Below are 24,761 nucleotides of genomic sequence, written 5' to 3'. Positions count from 1 at the left end.
GACACGAAGGCATAAGCCACGCCCTTTCAGAAGGTAAAAAGCACCTTCTGAAAGGGCGCGTCTTATGCTTGTTGTCCCTGTGCAGTCGCCTCCGCTTTTCGTACAATCCGTCAAGAAGGTTAAAGGGCAACCTTCTTGACGGCTCGTCTAGACTCACGGGCCTGATCAAGTCGCTTGCGCTTTTGTTCTTACGGAGCCCATTCCCTAAGTTTATCTTTAACCAATCCTCCGAGTGAATCGGCATCCTCTTTGGCTTTCTCCCAAACATCTTTCCACTTTGGTGCTTCTTCTTTGATTTTCTCTTCTACTTTTTCTGCAGCCTTTTTCAATTCGTCTTCAAGCTTCTTAGCCTGTTCTTTTAACTCTTCTTCATCCAATTTGTTTGGTTCCGAACCCTCAAGCCTCGAGTTCACTGACTCGACATTAAATTGGCCTTCTTCGATATGAGGAGAAGCTTGCTCCATTATCTTCCGAAAAATCGGAACAACGGTTTGAGCGCTACTGTTTGGTAAATAGTGCTCACGATCTGTTTTATCATAACCAATCCAGACTGCACCAACAATAGTAGGGGTATAGCCAACAAACCACTGATCCTTCGTCCCCCTGATGTCATTAAAAGGGAGCTGAGTGGAGCCCGTTTTCCCGGCGATACTTAAACCATCGATTTTAGTCGCTTGTCCTGTTCCTGTTTCAACAACATTAAGAAGCATGGATGTCATTTCCTCGGCTGCTTTTTTGGAGGTCACTCGAACGGAATTTCCCTTATATTCTGCAATGGTATTCCCTGTAGGTCCAATAATCTTGGTAATAATATGACTTTCCATCCGTTCGCCTTCATTTGGATAAGCAGAGTAAGCTTCAGCAAGTTGCTGAGGGGAAACCCCTTTATGCATCCCTCCAAGAGCAATCGCAAGGTTTTGATCTTCTTCTTGTACGGGAATTCCAAACTTCTTTATGCTATCTATCCCTTTTTTAAGGCCAATTTCATTTAAAAGCCATACCGCAGGAAGGTTGATTGACTTTTCTACTGCTTCATACATTGGAACTTCTCCCTGGTATGTTTTCGAGAAATTCTCTGGTTTATAATTGGCAAAGGCCATTTGTTCATCCACTAACATGGAGTCATATTTAAAACCATTTTCAAGTGCAGGAGTATAGACAGCTAGAGGCTTCATTGTTGAACCTGGCTGCGCCCTCAAATGAGTTGCTCTGTTAAAGCCACGGAACACATAATCCCCACGCCCTCCAACAAGTGCACGGATTCCGCCTGTACCGGGATCAAGGAGGACAGCACCACTTTGGACCTTCTGCTTACCACTACTTCTCGGGAAATTAGAGTCATTCGCATAGACCTTTTCAAGGCTAGTTTGTAAATTTTGATCAAGCTGAGTATGAATGACATAGCCTCTCGTTAAAATTTCTTCTTGGGTTAGTCCGTATTCATTAATTGCTTCGTCTAAAATAGCATCCATGTAGTAAGGGAATTTACGTTCGTACAGACTACCGCCGCCGTCTTTCAAAGTGATTTGCTCTTTTTTAGCTAGTTCATGTTCGGTATCTGTAATCATTCCAAGTTCATGCATTTTATCAAGGACGATATTTCTTCTATTCACTGCACCGTCGTAATTTTTATAGGGGTCAAGGCTAGAAGGAGCCTTGAGTAACCCAGCAAGAAGGGCTGCTTCACTAATGGTCACATTTTGGATATCCTTGTTAAAATACTTTCTTGAAGCATTACCAATCCCCCAAGCACCGCTTCCAAAGTAACTTTGATTCAAATACATTTCAAGGATTTCTTCTTTTTCGTAGGCTTTTTCAATCTCTACAGCGAGGAACAATTCTTCCACTTTTCGTTTATAGGTTTGTTCTTGAGACAGTAGAGCGTTTTTTGTTAGTTGTTGGGTGAGCGTACTGCCACCACCAGTAATACTCCCCGCAAAGAGATTACCGAAAAAGGCCCTAGCAATTCCTTTAATATCAAAACCGTTATGTTCATAGAATCGTTCATCTTCAATTGCTATCACAGCGTTGGTAATATGGTCTGGAAGTTGGGTGAAAACTACACGATTGGTGCGGTTATTTGCAACACTCCCGGCACTATCCCCATCCTTATCATAAATAATGGTTGACTGATCTAGTCCGTCCTTTAGGCTTTGGACGTTCGCTTGGCTGGCAATAAAGGCGAACCAAAGGATGGATAGGAGGACAATGACCAATATAGTTAATAACAAAATTTGAGTAATATGTTTTCTTTGCCAAAAGAGAATGAGTGCGTCCCATATTCGTTTTAGAACTGCTTTGATTCTTTGTTTGATTTTATCCATTCGATCTCCTATCTTCATGAAGTGCTATATATACTAATACGTAAAACGGCTAATCTTGGTTTCAGATAGTGTTTTCATCATTATATAGATTTTCTTGAAGTTGGAAAAGAGCGAAATGGCTTTTGTCCCAATAAATGTAAATAAAACGACGTTATGTGGATATAATGTTAATATCTGGAATTTAGTGGGTGTGAACTTTGAATGCAATATACGCTTTAGTTTGGTTACTTCCTCTGCTCATATGGGGGGATCTGAAAAATTGGCAAAAATACTATCCGACTCTTCTTTTTTTTATGTTAGGAGATTTTCTGTATCTTTATCTATTATCCGACCTATATCCTATGTGGACATATAACCCGAGAGGAATGGATGAGCAAATCGGGTTAACGAACACACATGTTTCTTTATCGGTAATGTTGATTAAATACCCAGCAACAGTTTTTATATTTTTGTCTAAATTTCCTGAAGGGAAAAAGATTAAACAATTCTTGTATTTGTTGTTATGGGTTGTGATATATGCTGTAAATGAATGGATAGATCTAAAACTTAATCTGATTCAATATAATAATGGTTGGAATTTCTATTGGTCTATTCTGTTTGATTTTGTTCTGTTTACAATCCTGCGAATTCATTACTTAAAAACTTGGGTTGCGTGGATTCTCTCACTGTTATTTGTTGTTTTTTTATGGAATATTTTTGAAGTGCCCAATGATGTATTCAGATAGTAGTTTGTATGTAAAGATCTATATACGCACAATCGCAAGCCATTCTGTCAGGTGGAATGGCTTGTTTTTTTGTTCATTCTTTTATTCTCCATTCACTATTGCATGTTGTGTATAGTAATGATTGATTTGATGTATAGTTGTTCCCTAGAACACTCGTTACTTTAGTGATGAGAGGTTCATTTGAACCACCCTTTTTTTCTAAACCATAGAAACATGCCTAGGCCGATAACAAGCATAACTAATAGAGTAACAAAATAGCCGTATTCCCATGTTAGCTCTGGCATGTTCTCAAAATTCATTCCATAGATTCCAGCTATAAACGTTAAAGGCATAAAAATGGTCGTAATCACTGTGAGGACCTTCATCACTCGATTCGTTTCGTGTGAATTCAGGGAAAGATAACTGTCACGGATATCTGTTGTTAGTTCTCGGTTCGCTTCGACCATCTCAGTCAATTTTAGTAAGTGGTCATGAATATCTGAAAAGTATTCGATATTCGTAAACAGTTCAGCTATCCTTTGCGAATTAAGCATTCGATAGACTAGATCACGCATAGGGCTAACCGTATGCCTTAATGATAGTAGGTCGTGTCGAGTATCAAATAACCGTTCTAGAAGGGATTCCATTGTTTCCTGATTTGAATTTTCATCTAAATCATTTAATATGTCCTCAATCTCGTAGACAAGTGGAAAGTAATTATCAACTATCTTATCAAGGATATGATACAAACAGTTCGATGGACTTAAAATGCTAGGGTCCGTTGAATATTTTAGTCTTTTCCATACCTCATTGATTTCAGATGATGGATGTAGATGGAACGTGACAATATATTTTTCCGAAAGAAATAAATCGACTTCTTCTTTTTCTAAACTTTTCTGGTTAAGTGAATGGAAGACGAAAAATGTATGGTCCTGATAATAATCCAGCTTAGGCCTTTGTAAAGTATGTAGACAGTCTTCGATTGCTAATGGATGGAACCTTAGTGGATTTCTTAAGAGAACAACTTCTTCCTTCGAAGGTTGATAAAAATCAATCCAAAACCAAGCGTAATCCCCGCTGACAAGCTCTTTTACAGGTATATCATAGTGAACATCATTATTTCTAGTAATGGCTAATGTGCGTATCATAAAAATTCCTCTTTTTTTTATAGGCTCACCCATAGTGTAAACCAATTATAATTAAGAACAAAATTCTATAAAATATTAGATGTTAAAGCGTAATCCCTAAAAAGTTTGGTATTCTAAAGGAAGAATATCTTAAGGAGGCGCTATGCCATGGGAGAATGCAAACTAGATCACAGCCACGATGATGTAAGGAAAAAATACGAGGAACAGAAACCGTTTTTACCAGAAGAATTAAAACCATTGTTCCAAGGGTTCTTTGCAGACGAACATACTCAGGATATCCTAAATGAAGTTTTCCACCTTCTCAAAAAATATGATTTAGCTAGCGAAGCAGAAAAGGAAGAGCGGAACCGTCGTCTTTCTATGGTCGTTAAGAATGTATAGGCAATAGAGAAAAAACGCCAAATGGCGTTTTTTTGTTTGTTTTTATAAAAAGTTAAGGATGTGGATAATTGTGTTCGTTCTCTGCATCCAGCTCCATCGCCTAGCCCCTCGGGTCATAAGCTTGTCTATCTGCAGCTCCTAGGGACTCGGAAGACATAAGCCACTCCCTTTCAGAAGGTAAAAAGCACCTTCTTACAGGGCGCGTCTTATGCTTGTCGTCCCTGTGCAGTCGCCTCCGCTTTTCGTACAATCCGTCAAGAAGGTTAAAGGACAACCTTCTGGCCGGCTCGTCTAGACTCACGGGGCTGACCAAGGCGCTTGCGCTTATGTTCTTAAGAAAGTAAAAACAGGAAATGTATGGAATTTGTCGAAATAATATCTTAGGTCCTTTAATAGTGCATGGAAGATGTCAGATGTAGTAAAGGAACTGTAGCAGCAAAGGGAAAAGTTGAACAATTTAGACCGTTTGGAGTAAGGGTCAACTTAAGATGAAGAGTCTCAGGTTTACAACGGTTTAAGGGGGGGAACTTTAAAGTAACTAAATATGTCTCAAAAGGAATGATATGGTGATAGTTTCATATATTTTATAGGAAACAGTTATTTTTGATGAAAGGAGCTGGAACTATGTTGAAATGGGTGTTGATAGCCCTGATACCAATTGTTTTACTCCTTGTGATCGAGGAACTGGTCCAGTTTTTCTGGAAACGATACATAAATGGTCCACGTGAGAAGAAAGAAGGGAAACTAAAGGATAGGCTAGTGAGCTCCTATCAGAATCTCCGTGCTTCAATCAGAGAATCAAAGTGGATGAACATGTTTTTAAAGTCCAAGTTTGTTACATTCCTTAAAAGATACCGAAAGATCCTTCGCATTAGAAGAGGCCATTGAAAAAGTCAATTAAAAGAAAAGGCAGATACGTTTTCCTGCCTTTTTTTCATGCTTATTCACCGTATCATCGTTATAAAAACGGTAGAGCCACGTGTAAATTCTGTTTCCTCACTGAAACCTAACTGTTTATAGAGGCGAATGGCTCTCTTGTTAAATTTAGCCACGGTCAAGCGAAAGGGTACGTCATTATAGCACTTTTGAAGGTAGTTGAGAACAAACGAAAAAAATGCCTTTCCATTGCCTAGCCCCGTTAACTCGGGTTTCATTCCGACCCCGATATCGAGTTTCTGTTCTGAATAGACATCCACCATGGAATCAGCTGGCACTTGTGCTGATATTCCAGTACAAAAAAATCCGATTAATTGATCATGATTATCTATTACCGCATAATAGGGGTTCTCAAGCAACTCTTGCAAAGCACTATCGCTAAAGTTATTATTGTAAAAATCATAAGGTGGCTCATACTGCCAGGTTAGGATTTGGTATGCATAATGTTCATTCATAGGACTAATGTGTAATATCATTTTATCACCTCAATAATAGTTTGAAGTCTTTCATAACTTGATAGATACGAAGGTTGCGTTCAATCTTTAAACTTTAGTATTTATTAATTATACATAAATTTTGGTCCATAGGTTTAATTGGCAGATATGCTTATTGAGCAGCTTTTTTTATATAAGTTAATGCGTAGGAAGGCTCTTACCTCTAAACGTCTTAGAAAAAAATGGATATAAATTTATTTTCTGAAGAAAATAATTCCTATATTAAATAAAAAGAGGTGTACTTAATGGAACAAAGCCTGTACGAGAAAGTTGGCGGAGAAGAAGCGATTGCGAAAGTGGTGGACTATTTTTATCATCAATTGGTGCTAAAGGATGATTCGGTAAACCACTACTTTGAAGGTACTGATATGGAAAAACAAATTCGCCATCAAACGAAGTTTATCAGCTTCGCATTGGGTGGTCCCCATCAGTATTCTGGAAAATCAATGGAAAAGGCCCATGAAGGGATGAATATTCAACCTGAACATTTTAATGCTATTGTTACCCATCTACATGATGCACTGACACACTACGGTGTGAGCGAATCTGATATTGGACAAGCATTAGAAAAAGTCGGTTCACTTAGAGACGATATTCAATTACACTAAGTACAATCAGCAAGAAAAGGACAAGGGGGTTGCTAGTGCAACTCCTCAATTATTTAAATTAATGACATTTTATTGGAGGAGTTAGATCATGATTGAATTGAAACCTTTTGAGCGTTCACATTTCCCTCAATTAATCAATTGGGTTCAATCACCTGCCTTTTTGTTGCAATGGGCTGGTTCTAGCTTTCAATATCCTCTAGATGACGAACAATTAAATAAATATAAACAAGACCCTACGATTCTAGCATATAGTGTTTATCAGAAAGGTACTAGCAAGGTTATTGGTCATATATCGTTAGCTAGGATTGATCAGACAAACAAATCCGCTAGAATCGGGAGAGTCTTGGTTGGAGATCCGATTGTTCGAGGACAAGGGATTGGGGAATTAATGGTAAATGAGATCCTACGAATAGCATTTGAAGAATTAAAGCTGCACCGAGTAAGTCTGGGGGTATTTGACTTCAATCTGACGGCTATTGCTTGTTATGAAAAGGTAGGATTCAAAAAAGAGGGATTGTTAAGAGATACCTGCAAATTTGAGGATGAATATTGGAGTCTCTGGGAAATGAGTATGTTGGAACATGAATGGAGCAAGATCGGAAGCGATGATAAGGGATAAGACTTTCGGTAATTATGAAGGACTTATATATGATCCTATTTTCATTGGTTTTGAGTTTCTTTAAAAAATACATAGCCTACTTGTCATAATCCATTATCTTAGAAAAAGTTGGAGAGAATCAACTCGCTGTAGTTCAGATGGTAGCGAAACAATGCCATAGTCAAAGGTTGGGAAACTGATAATAAGTTGTAAAGAATAAACAGTCCATATCATTCTTGGACTGTTTTTTATTTGGAAAGTTTCGTAGATAAATGCCCTTTTTTGGTAAAACCCATTGAAGTTTCTCAATGTACGTTATATACTACATTACAACAGTAATGCACTATATTAGAGGGAGGCGAGGACGATTCTTAATACGGATAGTACTAAGCCTATTTATGTGCAAATTGCAGAGTGGATTGAATCAGAAATTCTAAATGGACATTTTCACAGCGATCAAAAGGTGTATTCACAATACCAATTAGCTGAAATGTACACGATTAATCCCGCCACGGCCGCAAAGGGACTCAATTTGCTTGTTGAAGAAAACATTTTATATAAAAAGCGGGGGTTGGGCATGTTTGTTACGGGTGAAGCGAGAGAAATCATCCTCAATAAACGGAAAAATCAAACGTTAAAGCACTTAGTACAAGAGTTAGTATTAGAGGCAAGAAGACTACAAATTAGTAATGATGATTTATTCGCGATGTTGAGAGAGAAAATGGCTGAGGAGGGCGGAAAATGAAGGTAATTGAATCTAAGGGGATAACGAAGAATTATTTTCGTAAACAGGTTTTAAAAGAGCTTACTTTTTCGATTGAGGAAAACAAGATAACGGGATTAATTGGTCGAAATGGAGCGGGGAAAACGACGTTACTTAAAATTATCGCGGGATTTATTCGGGAGACATCAGGTAAGATGAATGTTTTTTCAGAAACTCCCTTCAATAGCTTAAACGTATCCGTTAATTCGATTTTTGTTGACGACCAAATGAGCTTCCCCCCAGCATTACAGCTAGGTGAATTATTAAACGAAGCCGCTCGTTTTTATCCAAATTGGGATGACCAACTGGCACGAAAGTTGTTTAACTATTTTTCTTTTGATGCGAAGGGGTATCACAATCGACTTTCGAAAGGAAAAACAAGCACGTTCAATATGATAATCGGATTGGCATCGAGATGTCCGTTGACCATTTTTGATGAACCGACAACTGGAATGGATGAAGCGGTTAGGAAGGATTTCTACCGTGCCTTACTCAAGGATTATATTGACTATCCGCGAACAATCATACTATCAAGTCACCATCTTGACGAAATTGAAGATTTGTTGGAGGATGTTTTGTTAATCCATAATGGCATGATACTTTTGCATATGCCAGTCTCTGATTTAAAAGAGTGGGCAATTGGAGTGAAGGGAGCTTCTGAAGATGTTCTCGACTTCACAAAGGAGAGAGAAGTTCTTTATAAGAATTCCGTGGGGATGAACACTCTATATGTCGTTGTTAAAAATGATTTTTCTGAGGAAGCACTTAATAAAGCACATCAATTGGGGTTAGAATTAACACCTGTTCGTTCAAGTGATCTGTTTGTGTACCTGACAACAGAAACGAAAGGAGGAATTGATGATGTCTTTAACAACAACTAGTTTAGCAGAAACAGTAAAAAAACAGTATTTTTATAAGCTAAAAGCGAATATTGATTCTTTTAGTTCGCTCGTTGGAATTCAAATATTGGCTATTCTGTTTTCGTTAGGTGGCATCAGTTCGTCTGGCATGGGGGGAAGTTTTGTCAATGTGAATGTAAAATATTATTCCCCGGATTTGGTGCTTGTTTTCACCCTTATTTGGTCGTTTATTACGGCGGTTACAATCACAACTAGACCCTATAGGAACCATGACTTTTCTTTTGTGACTAGTCGACTAAGTAGCAGCCTTTCGAATATCCTTTTCCTTGTCACGGCAAGTGTTCTAGGAAGCGTAACAGCTTTGCTTTCAGGGAATTTGCTTCAGATGATTTCTTATTTGATTTTAAATGAACAGTTGTACAACATAGGTAGTGGTGCTGAACATATGGTACTTGGATTTGTCGTGGCTTTTCTTTATTTAATGTTAATTGGCGCATGTGGATATTTGATTGGTTCGTTAATCCAAGTAAGTAAATTGTTTGTCCTTCTCTTTCCAATCCTATTTATTGGACTATTATTTCTGGAAGGTGTAGTTACTAATGGATTTATCGTATCGAATGTTTATAAGTTTTATGCGATGGAATCTGTCCTCTTCTTATTTGTAGGAAAGACTGTATTAACTGCTGTCGCATTGTTCATAGCGGCCATCAGCATCTTAAATCGATTGGAGGTTAGACGATGAGCTTGCTACTGATCGTACTTTTAGGTGGGTTGATCTTTTATATGATTAAAGCTGGGAATAGCTTTGTAACCATAAAAATAACCCACTGGTTATTAGTTGTTTATACCAGTGTACTGGTTCTTTCCACTATTGCTGTTGCTGTTTTGACTGAAGAAACGATAAGTCAGGCAAAAGGGGGGCAGGAAGTCCATGACGAAGGCTTGAGTTCCTTATATACCAACCTAAGCAAAGGGCAAATCGATAAGGCCGATGAATATTTAATAAAAGAGATCAAATTTGATAACTACCAAAATCAAACGTTAACGATTACTGCAAGCCCCGATTACGGGTCACAAGTTTTTGTGGAAAAGAAACAAGGGGAGGATTCCACGGTTGAGTTGTTTTTATATGGAAACGAATTAACTGTGGATGGATACGACTTTTCTAATATTATTAAGTTGCCCGATATCGAGTTGGCTGGTCACACTCTTTCTATCGTCCCCATTAGGCAGAATATAGATTTATCGATTGCGACGAATAGTTATCCAATAAGACAATTCACCGGGGAATTTATTCAGAATCATTACTTTAGTAGCGGGGAGTCATTTATCTATCTAAGGGTACCTAGAGATCTTGAATTAAATGCTGAAAATGTTTATTTAGAAGTAGTTGATAAATAAATTAGTATAAAAAAGGTGTTCCATAAGCGTTGGGGCACCTTTTTCCTATATTACCCATAAGGAAATCGTGTATAATGAATAAAAAAATTGAGGTGTAAAATGGAAATTAGAAGATTGAAGTCGGAAGATGCTAAATCCTATCAGAAAGTTAGATTAGAAGCATTAAAGAATAATCCTGAAGCCTTCGGATCTAGTTATGCAGAGGAGAAGGACAGGTCCATTGAAACCTATGCCGAGAGGTTGGCGTCAGATGAATCCATTACAATTGGTGCTTTTCAAGAAGCTGAATTGGTTGGAACAGTGACGTTGTTTAGAGAGAAATATTTGAAGTTAAGTCATAAAGCGAATATCTTTGCTATGTATGTTCAACCTGACAAACGTGGCTTGGGGGTTGGGAAAAAATTATTGTTAGAAGCAATTAATCAGGCAAATACAATCGATGGAATCGAGCAATTGAATTTAACCGTAGTCGCAACAAACGAACCTGCCAAGAACTTGTATACCTCACTAGGTTTTGAGGTGTTTGGAAGGGAAAGACATGCTTTAAAATTCGAAGATGGAACCTATTTAGACGAAGAACATATGGTGTTATTTCTATAGAGAAGAGTGAATATTAATGAAACTAGTGTTGATTTTTGGTCCTCAAGCAGTCGGCAAAATGACGGTAGGACAAGAACTTGAAAAACTGACAGAATTAAAACTTTTCCATAATCATATGACTCTTGAATTACTACCCCCTCTTTTCGGATTTAGTTCTGAAACATGGAGACTATCGACCCTGTTTCGTTTCGAAATCTTTAAAGCAGCTGCTAATAGTAAATTAGAAGGGTTAATTTTCACCTATGTTTGGGCTTTTAATGAAGAGGATGACTGGAAATTTGTAGAGGACCTATGCCAAATCTTTGAGAGCAAAGGTGGAAGCGTCTACTTTGTCGAGCTTGAAGCAGAAATGAAGGAGAGGCTTGAGCGGAATAAAACTTCAAATCGACTAGAACATAAGCCATCAAAGCGGAACATTGAATGGTCAGAAAATGAACTAAAAGCAAGCATGGATCAATACAGATTAAACTCTTTTCCAGGTGAAATCATCAAGGAAAATTATATAAAAATAAACAATACGACTCTCAGTGCGAAAGAAGTTACCGAAACCATTAAAGAAAGATTTAAATTATAGACGCTAGTCAAATTCTGAATTAGAGGAGGCTTTTTGGGTGGAAGCTATAAAAACCTCTTTCTAATTTCAGGGGGAGGCAGTTCACATGTATCCTTTGTTCCAAACCATTTATGTCTGTTTTTTGCGAAAACATCATAACCAAAGTTTCGGAGGGGTGCTGGAAGGACTTGCAAAAATGCAAGAGCTTTCCATGCACCCTTTAAGTTTCTGCAAATACGAAAAACGGCAGTAGATTTAATATAAGATTGGTTGCCTTCGATGAGAACCAAACTGTCTATATTTGAGTAGATATCGTGTTCTTTACATAATTGTTGCCCGAGGTCACTCTGTAATGAGGCAAATTTAAAATATGCATGAGGATCTCTTTTTATAATAAATTGAACACTCTGGTCACAAAAGTGGCATTCGCCGTCAAATAAGATGATTCCGTTCATGATAAACCTCCATAAATAAGTGATATCTAATTCTAACAATTGATTGAAAAGATTGCACTTAACAGATAACCAAATGAGAACAGAGTAAACTATTAAAATATTTGTTAAACGCTTTCAAAAGTATTATGATAAAACATAAGGTTAATTCTGAAAATTTTGAATATCATCCACACCATAGTTGTAAACCGGTTTGATTCATTGTGTGGACACAGACACCCAATGCAGTTTTATGAACTCATTATACTAACTGGTTGGGATGTTGGTAGAAAATGTTTTAGGAGGGTACTATGGATACGATTAGAAGGCAAGTAGAGGACCTGCAAGAACGAAAAGCATCAGCTCGTCTTGGAGGCGGAGTAGAAAAAATTCAAAATCAACATGAACGCGGTTTCCTGACAGCCCGTGAGCGAATTGAAAAACTAGCTGATTCCGACACATTTATGGAACTCGGAATGCTAAACACCTCAGATGTTAGTGGTACGGAAAACAAAAGCTATGGGGACGGTTTAGTGGCTGGTGTATGTAAGGTAAATGGGCGACCAGCTGTTGTACAGGCTGGGGATAAAACTGTTTTTGCTGCCACAGAGGGAAATGTTCACATTCGAAAATCTCGGATGGTTCATGATTTTGCAATCCGGAATGGACTGCCTATGTTCTTTTTACACGAAGGTGGTGGCTTACGGATGCCGGATGGAATGGGTTCTGATGGAATCAGTGACAAATTGTTTCCGCCGGAAATGTTAACTCATCATCGAAAAGTTCCGACAATGACAGCGATTTTGGGTGATAGCTTTGGTGGCCCAACATGGATGGCGGTTTCCTCCGATTTTGTTACCCAGCTCCATGGAACTTGTATGGCCATTGCAGGACCGAGGATGCTTGAGCTTGCTAATGGTCAAAAAATACCTCCAGAAGAACTGGGTGGGGTAGATGTTCATAATAAGAATACTGGTCAGATTGACCAAGATGGGGTCACAGAAGAAGAATGTATTGATCAGCTTAAAGAGTATTTTGACTATATGCCCCAAAATGCGGATGAACGCCCAAAGATGAGAGGAACAAGTGATGATCCATACCGAAGGGTTGAGGAAGTATTAGATATTCTTCCCCAGCAGAGAAATCGAGTCTACGATATGAAGAAAATCATCGGTGTCCTCGTTGATGATGGGAAGATTTTTGAGGTTCAGCCGAAGTTTGGGAAAGGCTTAATTACAGCTTTTGCTCATTTAAATGGGCATACGGTGGGGATTATTGCGAACCAACCGAACCAATTCGCCGGGGCTCCTGGTCCTCAAGAATGTCAAAAGGCAACCGAATTCATTTGCCTTTGTGACTCTTATCATATTCCTTTAGTTTTTCTCCATGACACGCCTGGATTTAGGATCAGCTCAGATGCAGAGAAGGCAAAAATGCCAACAAAAATTATGGTTTGGAATCAAGCACTAGCCTTATCAACTGTGCCTAAGATCTCAGTGGTTATTCGGAAAAGTATTGGTGCTGCATATGGCAATATGTCAGGACCGGGAATGGGTGGTGACTTAGTTGTCGCTTGGCCAACCGCTGAGATCAATTTTACTGGTCCTGAGGTTGGTGTGAATGTCGTGTTCGGTCGAGAGCTCGCACGTGCTGAAAATCCGAAAGAAATGAGGCAAGAGCTTCTCAAGCATTGGTCATTTGACAGTTCACCTTATAAAGCGGCAGCCAAACATTTAATTGATGATGTCATTGAACCTGCCGATACTCGAAAGTTTTTATGCCAGTCCCTTGAATACCTATTAACCTCTAAACGAGAAAAAGGGGAGCGTCTACTGTCAACTTGGCCAACTGGAATTTAATGTGCGTGTCCATCTAAAACTTTAGAAAAAGAGACAACATCCCACTAGTCCCTCAATATACTAATAGTATCTAAGGATATAAAGGTGTGTTCTGAAACCTTTACTATCCCATATATTGTGGGTGATAACGGGTGGGACCTCTAGAACAAAAACATGTTTTTCAAAATTTACAAGAACGGTACATGACGTTTGAAGTAGTTTTTGAGAGAATCTTAAAGTTTATGAAACGGAAGCCTAACGGAAATTATCGGTTAATGGTTGGGACAGATTCTCAAGTCCATGTGGACAGGACTGTTTTTATTACGGGGATTGTCATTCAAAACGAAGGAAAGGGAGCCTGGGCCTGTATAAAGAAAACGATTATTCCTCGAAAAATGCTTCAATTACATGAACGAATTAGTTATGAAACCTCGCTTACAGAGGAAGTAGTCTACATGTTTACAGAGGAACGCAAGAACAAGATGATTGATGTCGTTCTCCCATTTATTTATAAAGGAGCTACCTTTACAATGGAGGGACATCTAGATATTGGTGCAGGACAAAGAAATAAAACAAGAATTTTTGTTCAAGAAATGGTATCAAGACTTGAGTCCATTGGTGTCGAGCCAAAGATCAAACCAGAAGCGTTTGTTGCCTCCAGTTATGCAAATAAGTTTACGAAGTGATATTGGTTAGGTAAAGGGGATAATCCAAATAAAATACGTACTATTTGGAACGGTGTTTTTACTGCCGTTCTTTTTTTAGGCTTTGTTAAAGGGTCGTCTATATTTTATTAACCGATGATTGAAGTGGAAGGCGCTTGGCTCCTAGAAAATGAACTGTACTTTTCTCGTGCGTGGATGTTAATCAGTGTCCCGCAGGAGCAATGGAAAAGGTGAGACCTCTCCTGGTTATATATCGGCCTTTTTTATAGCTCTGTTATAAAGACGATATTTATCGTGAGATTTAAAATGAGCATTAAAAGCGGTATAATAGAAAGAATGGGTATTTACATATGAGAATCGGAAAAAGAATACGGAAAGAGAGGAGTAAACATGGGAATCTTACACCGAATTCTTTCGAAATTAATTAATATAAGCCTATGGCAGGCTTCAGGAATTGCTGTTTTTTTAATTATTTTAAGCAGTATTTTAATGAGAACAATTGAACCAGAAACATTCCCAAGTTACATTGATGCACTTTGGTGGACGATGACAACGCTTGTTACAGTCGGTTACGGAGACTTATATCCCAAAACAGCTTTCGGACAGATTTTTACGATGACACTGATTTACACATTCGGGATTGGTGCAATGGGGATTCTTGTCGGTAAGATTTTTGAAAGCTTTACATTATACAGAAGGTTGAAGGAGGCAGGGAAATTGAAATATGACGGGAAAAATCATTACATTCTGATAGGCTCTTCAAGAGATAAGTTGGGAAGTATTCTCGAAGAAATCCTCCTTAGCAATCAAAATGGTGATGTTGTTGTCATCGACCATGCAGACCGTTCTCCGATTGAACATAATAAGGTTCATTTTGTCAGTGGGAACCCTGCTGATGAAGAGGTGCTGATGCAGGCAAATATTCTTGAGGCAAAATCTGTTGCGATATTTTCAGGTGAAGGAAATCAACATGCGGAATACGCCGATGGCAAAACACTATTAATTGCATCACAAGTGGAGCATCTTTCAAAAAAACACAACCGGAACATCTACTCGGTAGTGGAAATCAAGAAGGAACGACATATGGTTTTATTCGAGCACGCGAATGTAGATGAATTCATTCTTTCGAGTGATTCCCTTTCTCGGTTAATGGCGCAAGCGGCCATTCATCATGGTTCAAGTAAGTTGTTTGAGCAGTTGTTAAGTAAGACAGAAGGAGAAAATCTTTACGAGATAGAGAAAAAACCTCATTGGATTACTTATAAGGATGCTGCAATGGAACTCTTTGAACAGGGTGCCACACTAATATCCGATGGTAGTCATTTAGATCTAGCCCGACGCTCAAATGAAAAAATCTCAAACAACGCGAAAATGTTTGTTATTTGTGATGAACTAACCTATAAAAAAATTAAATGATAAAATCATTAACTATGGTTCCTTATATCCTAGCTAACTTATAAGGAATTCATCTGTTTCCAAATAAAAAGCACATTTTTCGAATGTGCTTTTTGTTAAAAACCGAATAATGAACTAATAAAGTTTTTCTTTTTTAATCTTTTAAATATCTTATTTTCCTCGGCGGTAGCTGCAACCATTTCTTCAGGGTTATGTTCCTCTTTGGCTGTTTTGCCTTCTAACAGCTCAATTTTCTCCGTTAATACTTCGATTTTATTATGGAGCTCTTCGATTTCTCTCCGATGTTGGAGCAGTTGGTAAGAAACATGCTCATCTGCTTTTCGGTCTAATTTCATTTCCAACTCTTTGATTTTCGTTACTAGACTTCCATAATCAGGTTGCCGAGTTTCTTTTTTTATTGTTGCTTGTCTTGTCTTCTTTGCTGCCGCAGCTATATCTTGTAGGAGGACTCCATTATTGATCTGTTCTTGGATTTTCTTCATCACTTCAATGTCATCTTCATTAAAAACATAATGACCCAGCTCATTACGATTCATCGTTAGATTGGCATGTTTCACCCAGCGCTGGATGGTGCTCGGTGAAACACCAAGTAACTTTGCAACTGCATTTGTATTCATACGAATCCCTCCCCGATACTACTTACATTCGATGCTTAAAAACAGAATCCTTTCTATCTGACAAAACAAGTTTCGGTTCGTCAAAGATAGCGAATTTCCTGGGGATTTTGCGTCATCTGTGTCGAATAACACCAATGGAAAAATGTTGTATTTATGAGAGAGATTCTCAACAATTTGAAACTACAGCTAGAAAGTATTACACTTTTACTATGTTAAATAAGAGGTGGATACGATGAGCATACAAAAGAAGATAGTTGAAGCATTGAACGTGAAACCAGAGATTGATGCAAAACAGGAAGTGAAAGATCGGATTGGTTTTTTGAAGGATTACCTAAAAAAATCAGGAGCGAAGGGCTTTGTTCTAGGAATCAGTGGTGGACAGGACTCAAGTTTGGCGGGAAGGCTTGCCCAATTAGCGGTTGAGGATGCTAGAGGGGATGGGTATAACGCCAAATTTATTGCCGTCCGTTTACCATATGGTGTACAAAAAGATGAAGACGATGCGCAGGCTGCGCTTGATTTTATTAAAGCGGACAAAGAATACGTCTTTAATATCAAAGAAGCCGTTGATGCGACAAAAGCAGAATATGACGAAATGGCGGACACACCGTTAAGTGATTATCAAAAAGGTAATGTTAAAGCTAGAATGAGAATGATCGCCCAATACGCAATTGGCGGTGAAGAAGGCCTACTTGTGATCGGTACGGATCATGCGGCAGAAGCTGTAACTGGATTCTATACCAAGTATGGGGATGGTGGAGCTGACATTCTCCCACTTTCTGGCTTGAGTAAACGCCAAGGAAGAGCATTGTTGCAGGAACTTGGGGCAGAGGAGAGAATATATTTAAAGGTTCCAACGGCTGATTTATTAGATCAAAAGCCTGGCCAAGCAGATGAAACCGAACTTGGCATCTCCTATGATGCACTTGACGATTATCTTGAAGGGAAAAAAGTTGCATCTGAAGTGGCTGAAAAGATTGAGAAGCGGTACCTAGCTACTGAACATAAACGTCAATTGCCTGCTACCATTTTTGATGATTGGTGGAAAGAGTAAAACCGAAAAAGAACCAACTGATTACTGCCTCCTAATCATCTAGGAGGCGTTTGTTTTAAAGGATGATGTTTATATTGAGAAGGTTGATTTCGAGTCGTATCAATATACTTTGTAAATAAGCTTTAATAAATTCCAGCCTATCTAAAAAAATAGGCTGGAATTTTTATTGATGCTGCTGTTCTTCCCATTCTTCCCTCAATATGCCAAGCTTCACACTATCATAATATCTCCCACGGTAAAGGCGGCTTTTACGAATGCGACCTTCGACCATCATTCCTAACTCCTTTCCAATTGAAAGCAGACGTTCATTTCCTGACCAGGTAGTTAATCCAATCCGCGGAATCGGAAAGTTGTCAAATAAGTAATCAACCCAAGTCTTCAAGGTGTCTAATTCATATCCTCTATTTAGGTATTCGTGGCGGTAAATGGTTAAACCAACTTCTAATGAATTTGATGATTCATGCTCCCAATCGTAAAAGATGATGCCGATAATTTCGTCGTTTGCCTTTATTAGGAACTGCTTATCGAGCTTATGCTTTATTAAATTGAGCATTTGATCATGAAACTTTTCGTAATCCATTGGGTGCAAGGTAACATAGGGAGAATCCCATTTCCTCCATTCCGGATGCTCTGTATCATAGATGATTTCCCATAACTCAGGCAGATCCTCTTCTGTAATATTATCTAACACCACCAAGCTCCCCTTTAACGGCTTTTGCATGTGCATATCATGCACCTCCAATTCAGGAAATGAGGGATAAACCATTTACATGTCTACTTCTATATTTTTACATAAAACGGATTCGATTCTGCAATTTTGATAAATATTTCACAAAATCTTCATTTAAAACAACTACTAGTGGACGATATTTAAATAAATGTAATAAGTTAAAAACATGCTGTTGGAAAAGCTAGAGTGTAACAATTACAATGAAACGAAGCCGAAAATTAAAGGGGGTAGTATAGTGGAGTTAAAACCATTAAAAGGACAGCATCATGTATCAGCAATTACTAAAAGTGCAACGAAAAATTATGATTTTTATACGAAGCTTCTTGGGATGAGGCTAGTGAAGAAAACCGTCAATCAAGATGAAACCTCGATGTATCATCTGTTTTATGCTGACGAGAGGGGGAACCCTGGTACGGATTTGACTTTCTTTGAGATTCGAAATGCTGGGCGAACGTATCCAGGTACTAATAGTATTTCGCTAACAACTTTAAGGGTCCCGACGGATGAGTCACTCGATTATTGGAAAGACCGCTTTAAAGAATTTAAGGTGGATCATGATGAAATTACTAAAATGAATGGGCGAAAGGCATTATTTTTCAGGGATTTTGAAGAACAACGACTTGCTTTGATTTCTGATGAAAAGAACACTGGTGTATCAGGTGGAAGGCCCTGGGCAAATAGCCCGGTTCCACAAGAGCATGGAATAATTGGACTTGGTCCGGTCATGTTGACAGTTGCTAATCTTGCACCTACTAAACAGATCTTGACACAGCTGTTAGGTTATCGTGAAAGCGGAAAATATGGTCTCTCTGGTAGTGATGGTGAGGTAATGGTATTTGAAACAGGAGAAGGAGGCAATGGTGCTGAACTTCATGTGTTAGTGCGTGCAGATCTTCCGCGGGAACGTGCAGGTCGAGGGAGTGTCCATCATGTAGCTTTTCGTGTGGAGAGCGAAGAGGAATTACGAAAGTGGGTAACGCTCCTAAAACAAAATCGCATTCCCAATACGGGATTTGTAGAAAGGTATTATTTCCGCTCTCTCTATTTCCGCGAGCCGAATGGCATTCTATTTGAACTCGCGACCGATGGACCTGGCTTTGAGGGAGATGAAGATTTTGAGCATCTCGGCGAACGCCTTGCATTACCACCCTATTTTGAAGACCAGCGGGAAGAAATTGAAGCAAGACTAGAGCCATTAGATACAAAAGACTAACAAAGAAGACCTATTTTGTTTGAAGCCCTTGTTTTAAGTTTTTGCCATAAATTTAAAAGAACATCATCTAAAAACTATCCACTATGCAACAAAAAACATTGAGAATAATTCTTTTTTTACCTCCCATAATAAACATTGAAGGAGGGATACACATGGCAAAGCGAACGAAGAAAAATGATGCAGACCAAAAGAATAAACAAGGTTTCGACGCAGCAAAAACGGATTCGGAATTCTCCAAAGAATTTGGAAGTGCGGCCGCTAACCGAGCACATAAGGAAAAAGAAAAGAGAAAAAAATCATCTAAAAACCAAGGCGAATGGAAAGGTATGCATTAAGTCGTTTATAAGACAAAAAACCTTCACATGTTGTGAAGGTTTTTTATATAAATTAGATGGAGTCGTAAATCCTCGTAATTTTTTCATGAAACTTTTCCATATGTACCATTCGTGCTTCTCTTAACACCTCTTTCCCGTCAAAATATAAGACAAGGACAGGTACTGTAAAAGCCATTAAGTATCCTGCTATTTCGGGAACTGTTTCGCCATTAATAACCCCTATTTTGATTCGTGGGAAATCTTTAAGAACATCCTCAACCTGAGGAAGCAAACCGTGACAAACACTTCAGCTGTCAGTTAACACATAAATAAAACTAAGTTCATTATCCTTAATAAATTGTTCAACCTGTTCAATTGAAGTGAGTTCTGCCATCAACTAGTACCTCCATACTATTAAATTTTATTTGTCCTTTAATCTAGTTCAATTATACAAGTTAGGCTATCCTTTCCATTTTATTCGATACGTTGCATGCGAATTTTCTCTTCTTGAGAGGTTATAATGATATTTAGCCTAGATTTAGATTTATAGTAAAAAAAATATAAGAAGGTGTGTGTATGGGAAACCATTGGGACGAACGATTCGGATCAGATGTTTTTGTTTATGGGGAAAAGCCGAATGCCTTTATTGAATCACAAGTGAGCCTATTAGAAGGAAAGAAAAAGGTAGTAGCGTTTGCAGAAGGAGAGGGCAGAAACGCTGTTTTTCTTGCAAAGCAGGGGCATGATGTGACCGCTTGGGATTATTCAGTAAACGGCTTAAAGAAAACAGAACAACTGGCGAACCAATACAATGTTAGAGTAGAAACAGAGCAAAAAGACTTAATTCACGATCAAGTTATTACTGAGGAGTTTGACGTAGGTATTATGGTGTTTGGACATTTCCCGAAAGAAAACCAAAAAACGGTATTCGATAAATTGCTTTCAACTGTAAAGCCAGGTGGCCTGGTATTATTTGAAGTGTATTCGGAGGAACAGCTTCGCTATCAAACAGGAGGTCCAAAAACGGAAGATATGCTTTATAATCCGCAACATTTGTTAGAATGGAGCAAAGGATTTGAGGTAAAGCATTTTTTCTACGGCGAACAAAATCGGGAAGAAGGAATCCTACACACCGGAATGGCTCACGTAATCCAGGGAATCCTAAGGAAGTAAGTCTGTAAGGGATATCATACATAGAACCAAAAGGAAACAACTCCGTTTGTCCAGACGGAGTTGTTTTTTTAGATGGCATTAAGCACCTACATATATAAATGTTTTTTGGCTAGATAAGATTTGAGTTTAATGGAATACGATAGCCGCCTATTAAAAGTACTAGGATGGTTTTATTTGTATAATTGAAGATCTAAAACTTTAAAGGAATATCAAAATGGATTCCGGCATAAGTTTGAAAAGTGAGAAAAGCTATGCACTTGAAACTAGTAGAGAATTGTTTTTTTACAAAAATGTAAGCGCTTTTATATAGGAGGTAAGGGGGACGAGTTGTGGGAATTCTAGAAGTTAAAAATCTCACTCTTAGGTTTGGGGGAGTGGTTGCTTTAGATGATGTGTCGTATGAGGTGAAGGAAGGGGAGATTTTTTCGTTAATTGGGCCAAACGGTGCGGGGAAGACGAGTATGTTGAATTGTATCAGCGGGTTGTACCGTCCGAATGAAGGCTCAATCCAATTTAAGGATTCTCCTATCACAAATTTGAAGCCGTATAAACGAGCTAGTTTAGGGATTGCGAGGGCATTTCAAAATATTGAACTTTTTCCTCATTTGTCTGTTTTAGACAACCTGATGCTTGGGCGACATGTCCGCATGAAGACGGGGGTTTTAGCCGGTGGAGTCTTTTTTGGGAAAGCGCAGCGAGAAGAGATCGAGCACCGTGAAAAGGTCGAGCAGGTAATTGATTTCCTAGAAATTGAACACATCCGAAATACTCCGGTTGGGACTTTATCTTATGGTCTCCAAAAACGGGTCGAAGTGGGAAGAGCTCTGTCGCTTGAGCCGGATTTACTACTATTAGATGAGCCCATGGCGGGAATGAATACTGAGGAAAAAGAGGATATGGCTCGTTATATCATTGATATCCATGAAGAAATGCAGACCACGATTGTGTTAATTGAACATGATATGGGGGTCGTGATGGACCTGTCCGATCATATTGCAGTCCTTGATTTTGGAAAATTAATTGGCTATGGGACTCCGAATGAAATTCAGAATAATCAAAAAGTTATTGAAGCGTACCTGGGAGAAGAAAACACAGTTTAACCTACATCGATTTCGTATGAATGGAGGGATATGATGATGTCTAAGGAGCAAAATACGTTTCCTCAACTTTTAATAGAATGGGCGAGGCATTCTGGGGAGAAGGTTGCGTTACGAGAAAAGGACTTTGGGATTTGGAATGAAGTTACCTATGAGGAATATCTACACAAGGTAAAATTCTTTAGTCTCGGACTGGCTAAGCTCGGGCTAGTACGCGGAGATAAGCTCGGGATTATTGGCGATAACCGGCCTGAATGGGTCATTAGCGAAATGGCCGCTCAAAGTTTAGGTGGGATTTCGGTTGGAATCTATCAAGAGTCGCTAACAAATGAGCTTAGCTATATCCTAAATGATTGTGAGGCAAGCATCGTTGTCGCAGAGGATCAAGAGCAAGTAGATAAACTATTAGAAATCAAATCTGAAATACCTCATGTAAAATCCATCATCTACTACGACCCTCGCGGAATGAGGGCATACGATGAATCCTTTCTTCTAGCGTTTGAAGAGGTACTAGATTTAGGGAGAGAACAAGAGAAGCTGGACCCTGATTATTTCCAACGCGAGGTAGAAAAAGGACAAAGTGATGACATTGCCATCTTCTCGTATACCTCAGGAACGACAGGAAATCCAAAAGGAACGATGCTCTCTTATAAAAATTTGCTCGACATGGCGAAAAATCTATCAAGTATTGACCCACTTTCGGAGAAGGATGAATACTTATCCTTCCTGCCATTAGCCTGGATTGGCGAACAAATGATGTCGATTGCCATGGGGCTTTATAACGGAATGACCATCAACTTCCCAGAAGAACCGACAACGGTTTTAGAAAATTTGCGTGAAATTGGACCGCAAGTCATGTTCTCGCCGCCAAGAATCTATGAAGATATGGTTTCAAGATTCCAGGTAAAAATTCAGGATGCTGGTTGGTTGAAAAGAAAAGTCTATGAATGGAGCAAACCGATTGGTAAAAAGATAGCGGAAGCTCATTTTACCAACAGACCGATTCCATTGACAACAAAGCTGCAATATAAACTCGCAGACTACCTCCTCTTCAGTGCGATTCGCGATCACCTCGGGTTAGCCCAAATCAAACGTGCCTATACAGGTGGTGCGCCACTTGGTCCTGATGTATTTGAATTTTTTCATAGTATTGGGGTCAATGTTAAAAGCATCTACGGCCAGACGGAAGTTTCGGGGATATCGATTGTTCACCGCGATGGGGATATTAAATTTGATAGCGTCGGGCTTCCATTGCCTGGTACAGAAGTGAAAATCTCTGAAACAGGAGAGATTTTAATTAAAAGTTCTAGCGTGTGTGCTGGTTATTATAAAAATGAAAAATCGACGAAAGACACGATTCAATCAGGATGGCTCCATACGGGAGATGCCGGAAGACTGGATGAAGAAGGCCATCTCTATGTCATCGACCGTGTAAAAGATGTTATCCGCCTACAATCGGGCGAAATGTATTCCCCGCAGTTTATTGAAAATAAGTTAAAGTTCAGCTCTTATATTCAGGAAGCTGTGGCCATTGGGAAAGATCGTCCGTATGTGGTTGGCATTATTAATATTGATATGAAAAATGTCGGGCGCTGGGCCGAAAAAAACCAGGTCAGTTATACCACCTATACAGACTTATCCTCGAAACCTGAGGTGCTTGAGTTGATTCAAAAGCAGGTTAACGAAATCAACCAATCTTTACCTGATAAGGCTAAAATCAAAAAGTTTGTCCTATTGTACAAGGAACTTGATGCAGATGACGAAGAATTGACCAGAACCAAAAAGGTCCGCCGTCAGTTCGTCGCCAAGAAATACGAGGATTTAATTGAAGGTATGTACTCTGAAGATGAACAGATTGAAGTGTTTGGAAAAATAAAATACCGGGATGGAGCAGAGCAAACCATCCAAACGACACTTCAGGTGATTTTTATGGAAGAAGGGGAGGGGGCGGCATAATGGACTTTTTTTTACAAATGCTTGTAACAGGGCTTGTGGTTGGCAGTGTCTACGCCCTTGTCGCGCTTGGCTTTGTTCTAATCTATAAATCTAGTGATGCCATCAACTTTGCTCAAGGGGAGTTCTTGCTGATTGGTACGTATGTCTGTTTGACGCTTATCACCTCGTACAATATTCCCTTTATCGCAGCTCTGTTAATCGCGCTCCTGTTTAGCGCAGTTCTTGGGTTCGCCATTGAAAGGATTGTGCTTAGACCGTTTATTGGGGAACCGGTGATTTCAATGATCATGGCGACAATCGGGTTATCGAGCGTCCTGGCGGGAATCGTCCATATCATTTGGGGCCATGAGACGCGGGTTTTCCCGCAGATTTTTTCGGACCAGCCGGTTCGTTTAGGTGAAATCGTCATCGCCCCTGTTTATTTATGGTCGCTTTTAATTGTCATCATCATGCTTCTTATTTTTACCCTATTTTTCAAGTATTCAAAAATGGGCATTGCGATGCGAGCCACAGCAGATGACCAGCAAGCAGCGATGTCGATGGGGATTAGTGTAAAAGCGATCTTTGCGGTTGCATGGGCGATTGCCGCGATTGTTTCCGCGGTCGGTGGCGTCCTGCTCGGGAATATCAATGGTGTTAATGCCTCCCTTTCTGCGATTGGCCTGAAGGTGTTGCCAGTCGCCATTCTCGGTGGACTTGATAGCATTCCAGGTGCGATTATTGGTGGCCTCATCATTGGCGTAATAGAGAGTATGACTGGCGGCTACTTAGATCCTTTGGTTGGCGGGGGCTTAAAAGAGGTGATGCCGTTCGTGATCCTTGTATTTATTCTAATGTTCAAGCCTTACGGACTGTTTGGTAAAAAAGAAATCGAGAGGGTGTAGCGG

27 protein-coding genes are annotated in these 24,761 nt (G+C 39.2%); 20 read left to right on the top strand and 7 right to left on the bottom strand.

Annotated elements, in window-relative coordinates; genetic code table 11:
• Positions 1-188: 188 nt before the first annotated feature.
• On the bottom strand, positions 189-2,324 hold the full coding sequence (locus BMX30_RS14760) for a transglycosylase domain-containing protein (RefSeq protein ID WP_090747202.1): 2,136 nt from the start codon (positions 2,322-2,324) through the stop codon (positions 189-191).
• Between the two features lie 197 nt (positions 2,325-2,521).
• On the opposite strand from BMX30_RS14760, the gene BMX30_RS14755 reads away from it, so the two are divergent.
• Positions 2,522-3,049, top strand: a complete 528-nt coding sequence (locus tag BMX30_RS14755) for a CBO0543 family protein (RefSeq protein WP_090747199.1) — start codon at positions 2,522-2,524, stop codon at positions 3,047-3,049.
• Positions 3,050-3,225: 176 nt separating this feature from the next.
• Here BMX30_RS14755 and corA read toward each other — a convergent pair whose 3' ends face one another.
• Complete coding sequence (gene corA, locus BMX30_RS14750; protein WP_090747196.1) at positions 3,226-4,176, bottom strand: magnesium/cobalt transporter CorA; 951 nt, start codon at positions 4,174-4,176, stop codon at positions 3,226-3,228.
• A 147-nt stretch (positions 4,177-4,323) separates the two neighbouring features.
• On the opposite strand from corA, the gene BMX30_RS14745 reads away from it, so the two are divergent.
• On the top strand, positions 4,324-4,557 hold the full coding sequence (locus BMX30_RS14745; protein WP_090747193.1) for a group-specific protein: 234 nt from the start codon (positions 4,324-4,326) through the stop codon (positions 4,555-4,557).
• 944 nt (positions 4,558-5,501) lie between these two features.
• Here BMX30_RS14745 and BMX30_RS14735 read toward each other — a convergent pair.
• A complete protein-coding gene (locus BMX30_RS14735) occupies positions 5,502-5,969 on the bottom strand; it encodes a GNAT family N-acetyltransferase (protein ID WP_090747188.1) in 468 nt (155 codons plus the stop codon).
• A gap of 263 nt (positions 5,970-6,232) precedes the next feature.
• Between BMX30_RS14735 and BMX30_RS14730 the strand changes: the two genes are divergently transcribed.
• The 8 genes from BMX30_RS14730 to BMX30_RS14695 all read left to right on the top strand — a co-directional run bounded on the left by BMX30_RS14730 (position 6,233) and on the right by BMX30_RS14695 (position 11,391).
• Entirely contained in the window at positions 6,233-6,595 is a 363-nt protein-coding gene (locus BMX30_RS14730) for a group I truncated hemoglobin (RefSeq protein ID WP_090747185.1), read from the top strand.
• An 88-nt stretch (positions 6,596-6,683) separates the two neighbouring features.
• Entirely contained in the window at positions 6,684-7,214 is a 531-nt protein-coding gene (locus BMX30_RS14725) for a GNAT family N-acetyltransferase (protein ID WP_090747182.1), read from the top strand.
• Positions 7,215-7,593: 379 nt separating this feature from the next.
• Entirely contained in the window at positions 7,594-7,938 is a 345-nt protein-coding gene (locus BMX30_RS14720; RefSeq protein WP_244532610.1) for a GntR family transcriptional regulator, read from the top strand.
• Positions 7,935-8,837 carry an ATP-binding cassette domain-containing protein gene (locus BMX30_RS14715; RefSeq protein ID WP_090747177.1) on the top strand — a complete coding sequence of 301 codons (903 nt, stop codon included), beginning with the start codon at positions 7,935-7,937 and terminating at the stop codon, positions 8,835-8,837. Before BMX30_RS14720 ends, BMX30_RS14715 begins: the two co-directional genes overlap by 4 nt.
• On the top strand, positions 8,815-9,558 hold the full coding sequence (locus BMX30_RS14710; protein ID WP_139195398.1) for a hypothetical protein: 744 nt from the start codon (positions 8,815-8,817) through the stop codon (positions 9,556-9,558). The genes BMX30_RS14715 and BMX30_RS14710 overlap by 23 nt, the downstream gene beginning before the upstream one ends.
• A complete protein-coding gene (locus tag BMX30_RS14705) occupies positions 9,555-10,217 on the top strand; it encodes a hypothetical protein (RefSeq protein ID WP_090747171.1) in 663 nt (220 codons plus the stop codon). The genes BMX30_RS14710 and BMX30_RS14705 overlap by 4 nt, the downstream gene beginning before the upstream one ends.
• A 99-nt stretch (positions 10,218-10,316) precedes the next feature.
• A complete protein-coding gene (locus BMX30_RS14700; protein WP_090747168.1) occupies positions 10,317-10,817 on the top strand; it encodes a GNAT family N-acetyltransferase in 501 nt (166 codons plus the stop codon).
• 16 nt (positions 10,818-10,833) lie between these two features.
• Complete coding sequence (locus BMX30_RS14695) at positions 10,834-11,391, top strand: AAA family ATPase (RefSeq protein WP_090747165.1); 558 nt, start codon at positions 10,834-10,836, stop codon at positions 11,389-11,391.
• 44 nt (positions 11,392-11,435) lie between these two features.
• Here the strand turns inward: BMX30_RS14695 and BMX30_RS14690 are convergent, their stop codons facing one another.
• Positions 11,436-11,825, bottom strand: coding sequence for a thiol-disulfide oxidoreductase DCC family protein (locus tag BMX30_RS14690; RefSeq protein ID WP_090747162.1), 390 nt, complete (start codon positions 11,823-11,825; stop codon positions 11,436-11,438).
• Positions 11,826-12,112: 287 nt separating this feature from the next.
• On the opposite strand from BMX30_RS14690, the gene BMX30_RS14685 reads away from it, so the two are divergent.
• From BMX30_RS14685 to BMX30_RS14675, 3 genes are all read left to right on the top strand, one after another.
• Positions 12,113-13,660: an acyl-CoA carboxylase subunit beta gene (locus tag BMX30_RS14685; protein ID WP_090747160.1), complete on the top strand. Its 1,548-nt coding sequence runs from the start codon at positions 12,113-12,115 to the stop codon at positions 13,658-13,660.
• Positions 13,661-13,842: 182 nt separating this feature from the next.
• Entirely contained in the window at positions 13,843-14,325 is a 483-nt protein-coding gene (locus tag BMX30_RS14680; RefSeq protein WP_090747430.1) for a ribonuclease H-like YkuK family protein, read from the top strand.
• Between the two features lie 369 nt (positions 14,326-14,694).
• The gene (locus tag BMX30_RS14675) at positions 14,695-15,720 is read left to right on the top strand and encodes a potassium channel family protein (RefSeq protein WP_090747158.1); all 1,026 of its coding nucleotides are present in this window, start codon (positions 14,695-14,697) and stop codon (positions 15,718-15,720) included.
• 95 nt (positions 15,721-15,815) lie between these two features.
• Here the strand turns inward: BMX30_RS14675 and BMX30_RS14670 are convergent, their stop codons facing one another.
• Positions 15,816-16,337, bottom strand: coding sequence for a MerR family transcriptional regulator (locus BMX30_RS14670; protein ID WP_090747155.1), 522 nt, complete (start codon positions 16,335-16,337; stop codon positions 15,816-15,818).
• Between the two features lie 232 nt (positions 16,338-16,569).
• On the opposite strand from BMX30_RS14670, the gene nadE reads away from it, so the two are divergent.
• Positions 16,570-17,391, top strand: a complete 822-nt coding sequence (nadE, locus tag BMX30_RS14665; RefSeq protein WP_090747152.1) for an ammonia-dependent NAD(+) synthetase — start codon at positions 16,570-16,572, stop codon at positions 17,389-17,391.
• Positions 17,392-17,554: 163 nt separating this feature from the next.
• Here the strand turns inward: nadE and BMX30_RS14660 are convergent, their stop codons facing one another.
• A complete protein-coding gene (locus tag BMX30_RS14660; RefSeq protein WP_244532607.1) occupies positions 17,555-18,118 on the bottom strand; it encodes a GNAT family N-acetyltransferase in 564 nt (187 codons plus the stop codon).
• Between the two features lie 238 nt (positions 18,119-18,356).
• Between BMX30_RS14660 and BMX30_RS14655 the strand changes: the two genes are divergently transcribed.
• Together BMX30_RS14655 and BMX30_RS14650 are read left to right on the top strand one after the other, a co-directional pair.
• Positions 18,357-19,334: a ring-cleaving dioxygenase gene (locus BMX30_RS14655; protein ID WP_090747149.1), complete on the top strand. Its 978-nt coding sequence runs from the start codon at positions 18,357-18,359 to the stop codon at positions 19,332-19,334.
• 152 nt (positions 19,335-19,486) lie between these two features.
• Positions 19,487-19,669, top strand: coding sequence for a hypothetical protein (locus BMX30_RS14650; RefSeq protein ID WP_090747146.1), 183 nt, complete (start codon positions 19,487-19,489; stop codon positions 19,667-19,669).
• 52 nt (positions 19,670-19,721) lie between these two features.
• Here the strand turns inward: BMX30_RS14650 and BMX30_RS24205 are convergent, their stop codons facing one another.
• Entirely contained in the window at positions 19,722-19,844 is a 123-nt protein-coding gene (locus BMX30_RS24205; RefSeq protein ID WP_342028077.1) for a hypothetical protein, read from the bottom strand.
• Between the two features lie 380 nt (positions 19,845-20,224).
• Between BMX30_RS24205 and BMX30_RS14640 the strand changes: the two genes are divergently transcribed.
• The 4 genes from BMX30_RS14640 (at position 20,225) to BMX30_RS14625 (ending at position 24,758) form a co-directional block, all read left to right on the top strand.
• Positions 20,225-20,821, top strand: a complete 597-nt coding sequence (locus tag BMX30_RS14640; protein WP_090747143.1) for a class I SAM-dependent methyltransferase — start codon at positions 20,225-20,227, stop codon at positions 20,819-20,821.
• A gap of 329 nt (positions 20,822-21,150) precedes the next feature.
• Positions 21,151-21,921, top strand: a complete 771-nt coding sequence (locus BMX30_RS14635; RefSeq protein ID WP_090747140.1) for an ABC transporter ATP-binding protein — start codon at positions 21,151-21,153, stop codon at positions 21,919-21,921.
• Between the two features lie 36 nt (positions 21,922-21,957).
• On the top strand, positions 21,958-23,874 hold the full coding sequence (locus BMX30_RS14630) for an AMP-binding protein (RefSeq protein ID WP_090747425.1): 1,917 nt from the start codon (positions 21,958-21,960) through the stop codon (positions 23,872-23,874).
• Positions 23,874-24,758, top strand: a complete 885-nt coding sequence (locus BMX30_RS14625; RefSeq protein ID WP_090747137.1) for a branched-chain amino acid ABC transporter permease — start codon at positions 23,874-23,876, stop codon at positions 24,756-24,758. Before BMX30_RS14630 ends, BMX30_RS14625 begins: the two co-directional genes overlap by 1 nt.
• Positions 24,759-24,761 lie beyond the last annotated feature (3 nt).

Source organism: Mesobacillus persicus (genome assembly GCF_900109925.1).
GTDB classification, from domain to species: domain Bacteria; phylum Bacillota; class Bacilli; order Bacillales; family Cytobacillaceae; genus Mesobacillus_B; species Mesobacillus_B persicus.
Note: the sequence above shows the minus strand (reverse complement) of the source record. Positions and strands in the feature narration are given on the sequence as shown.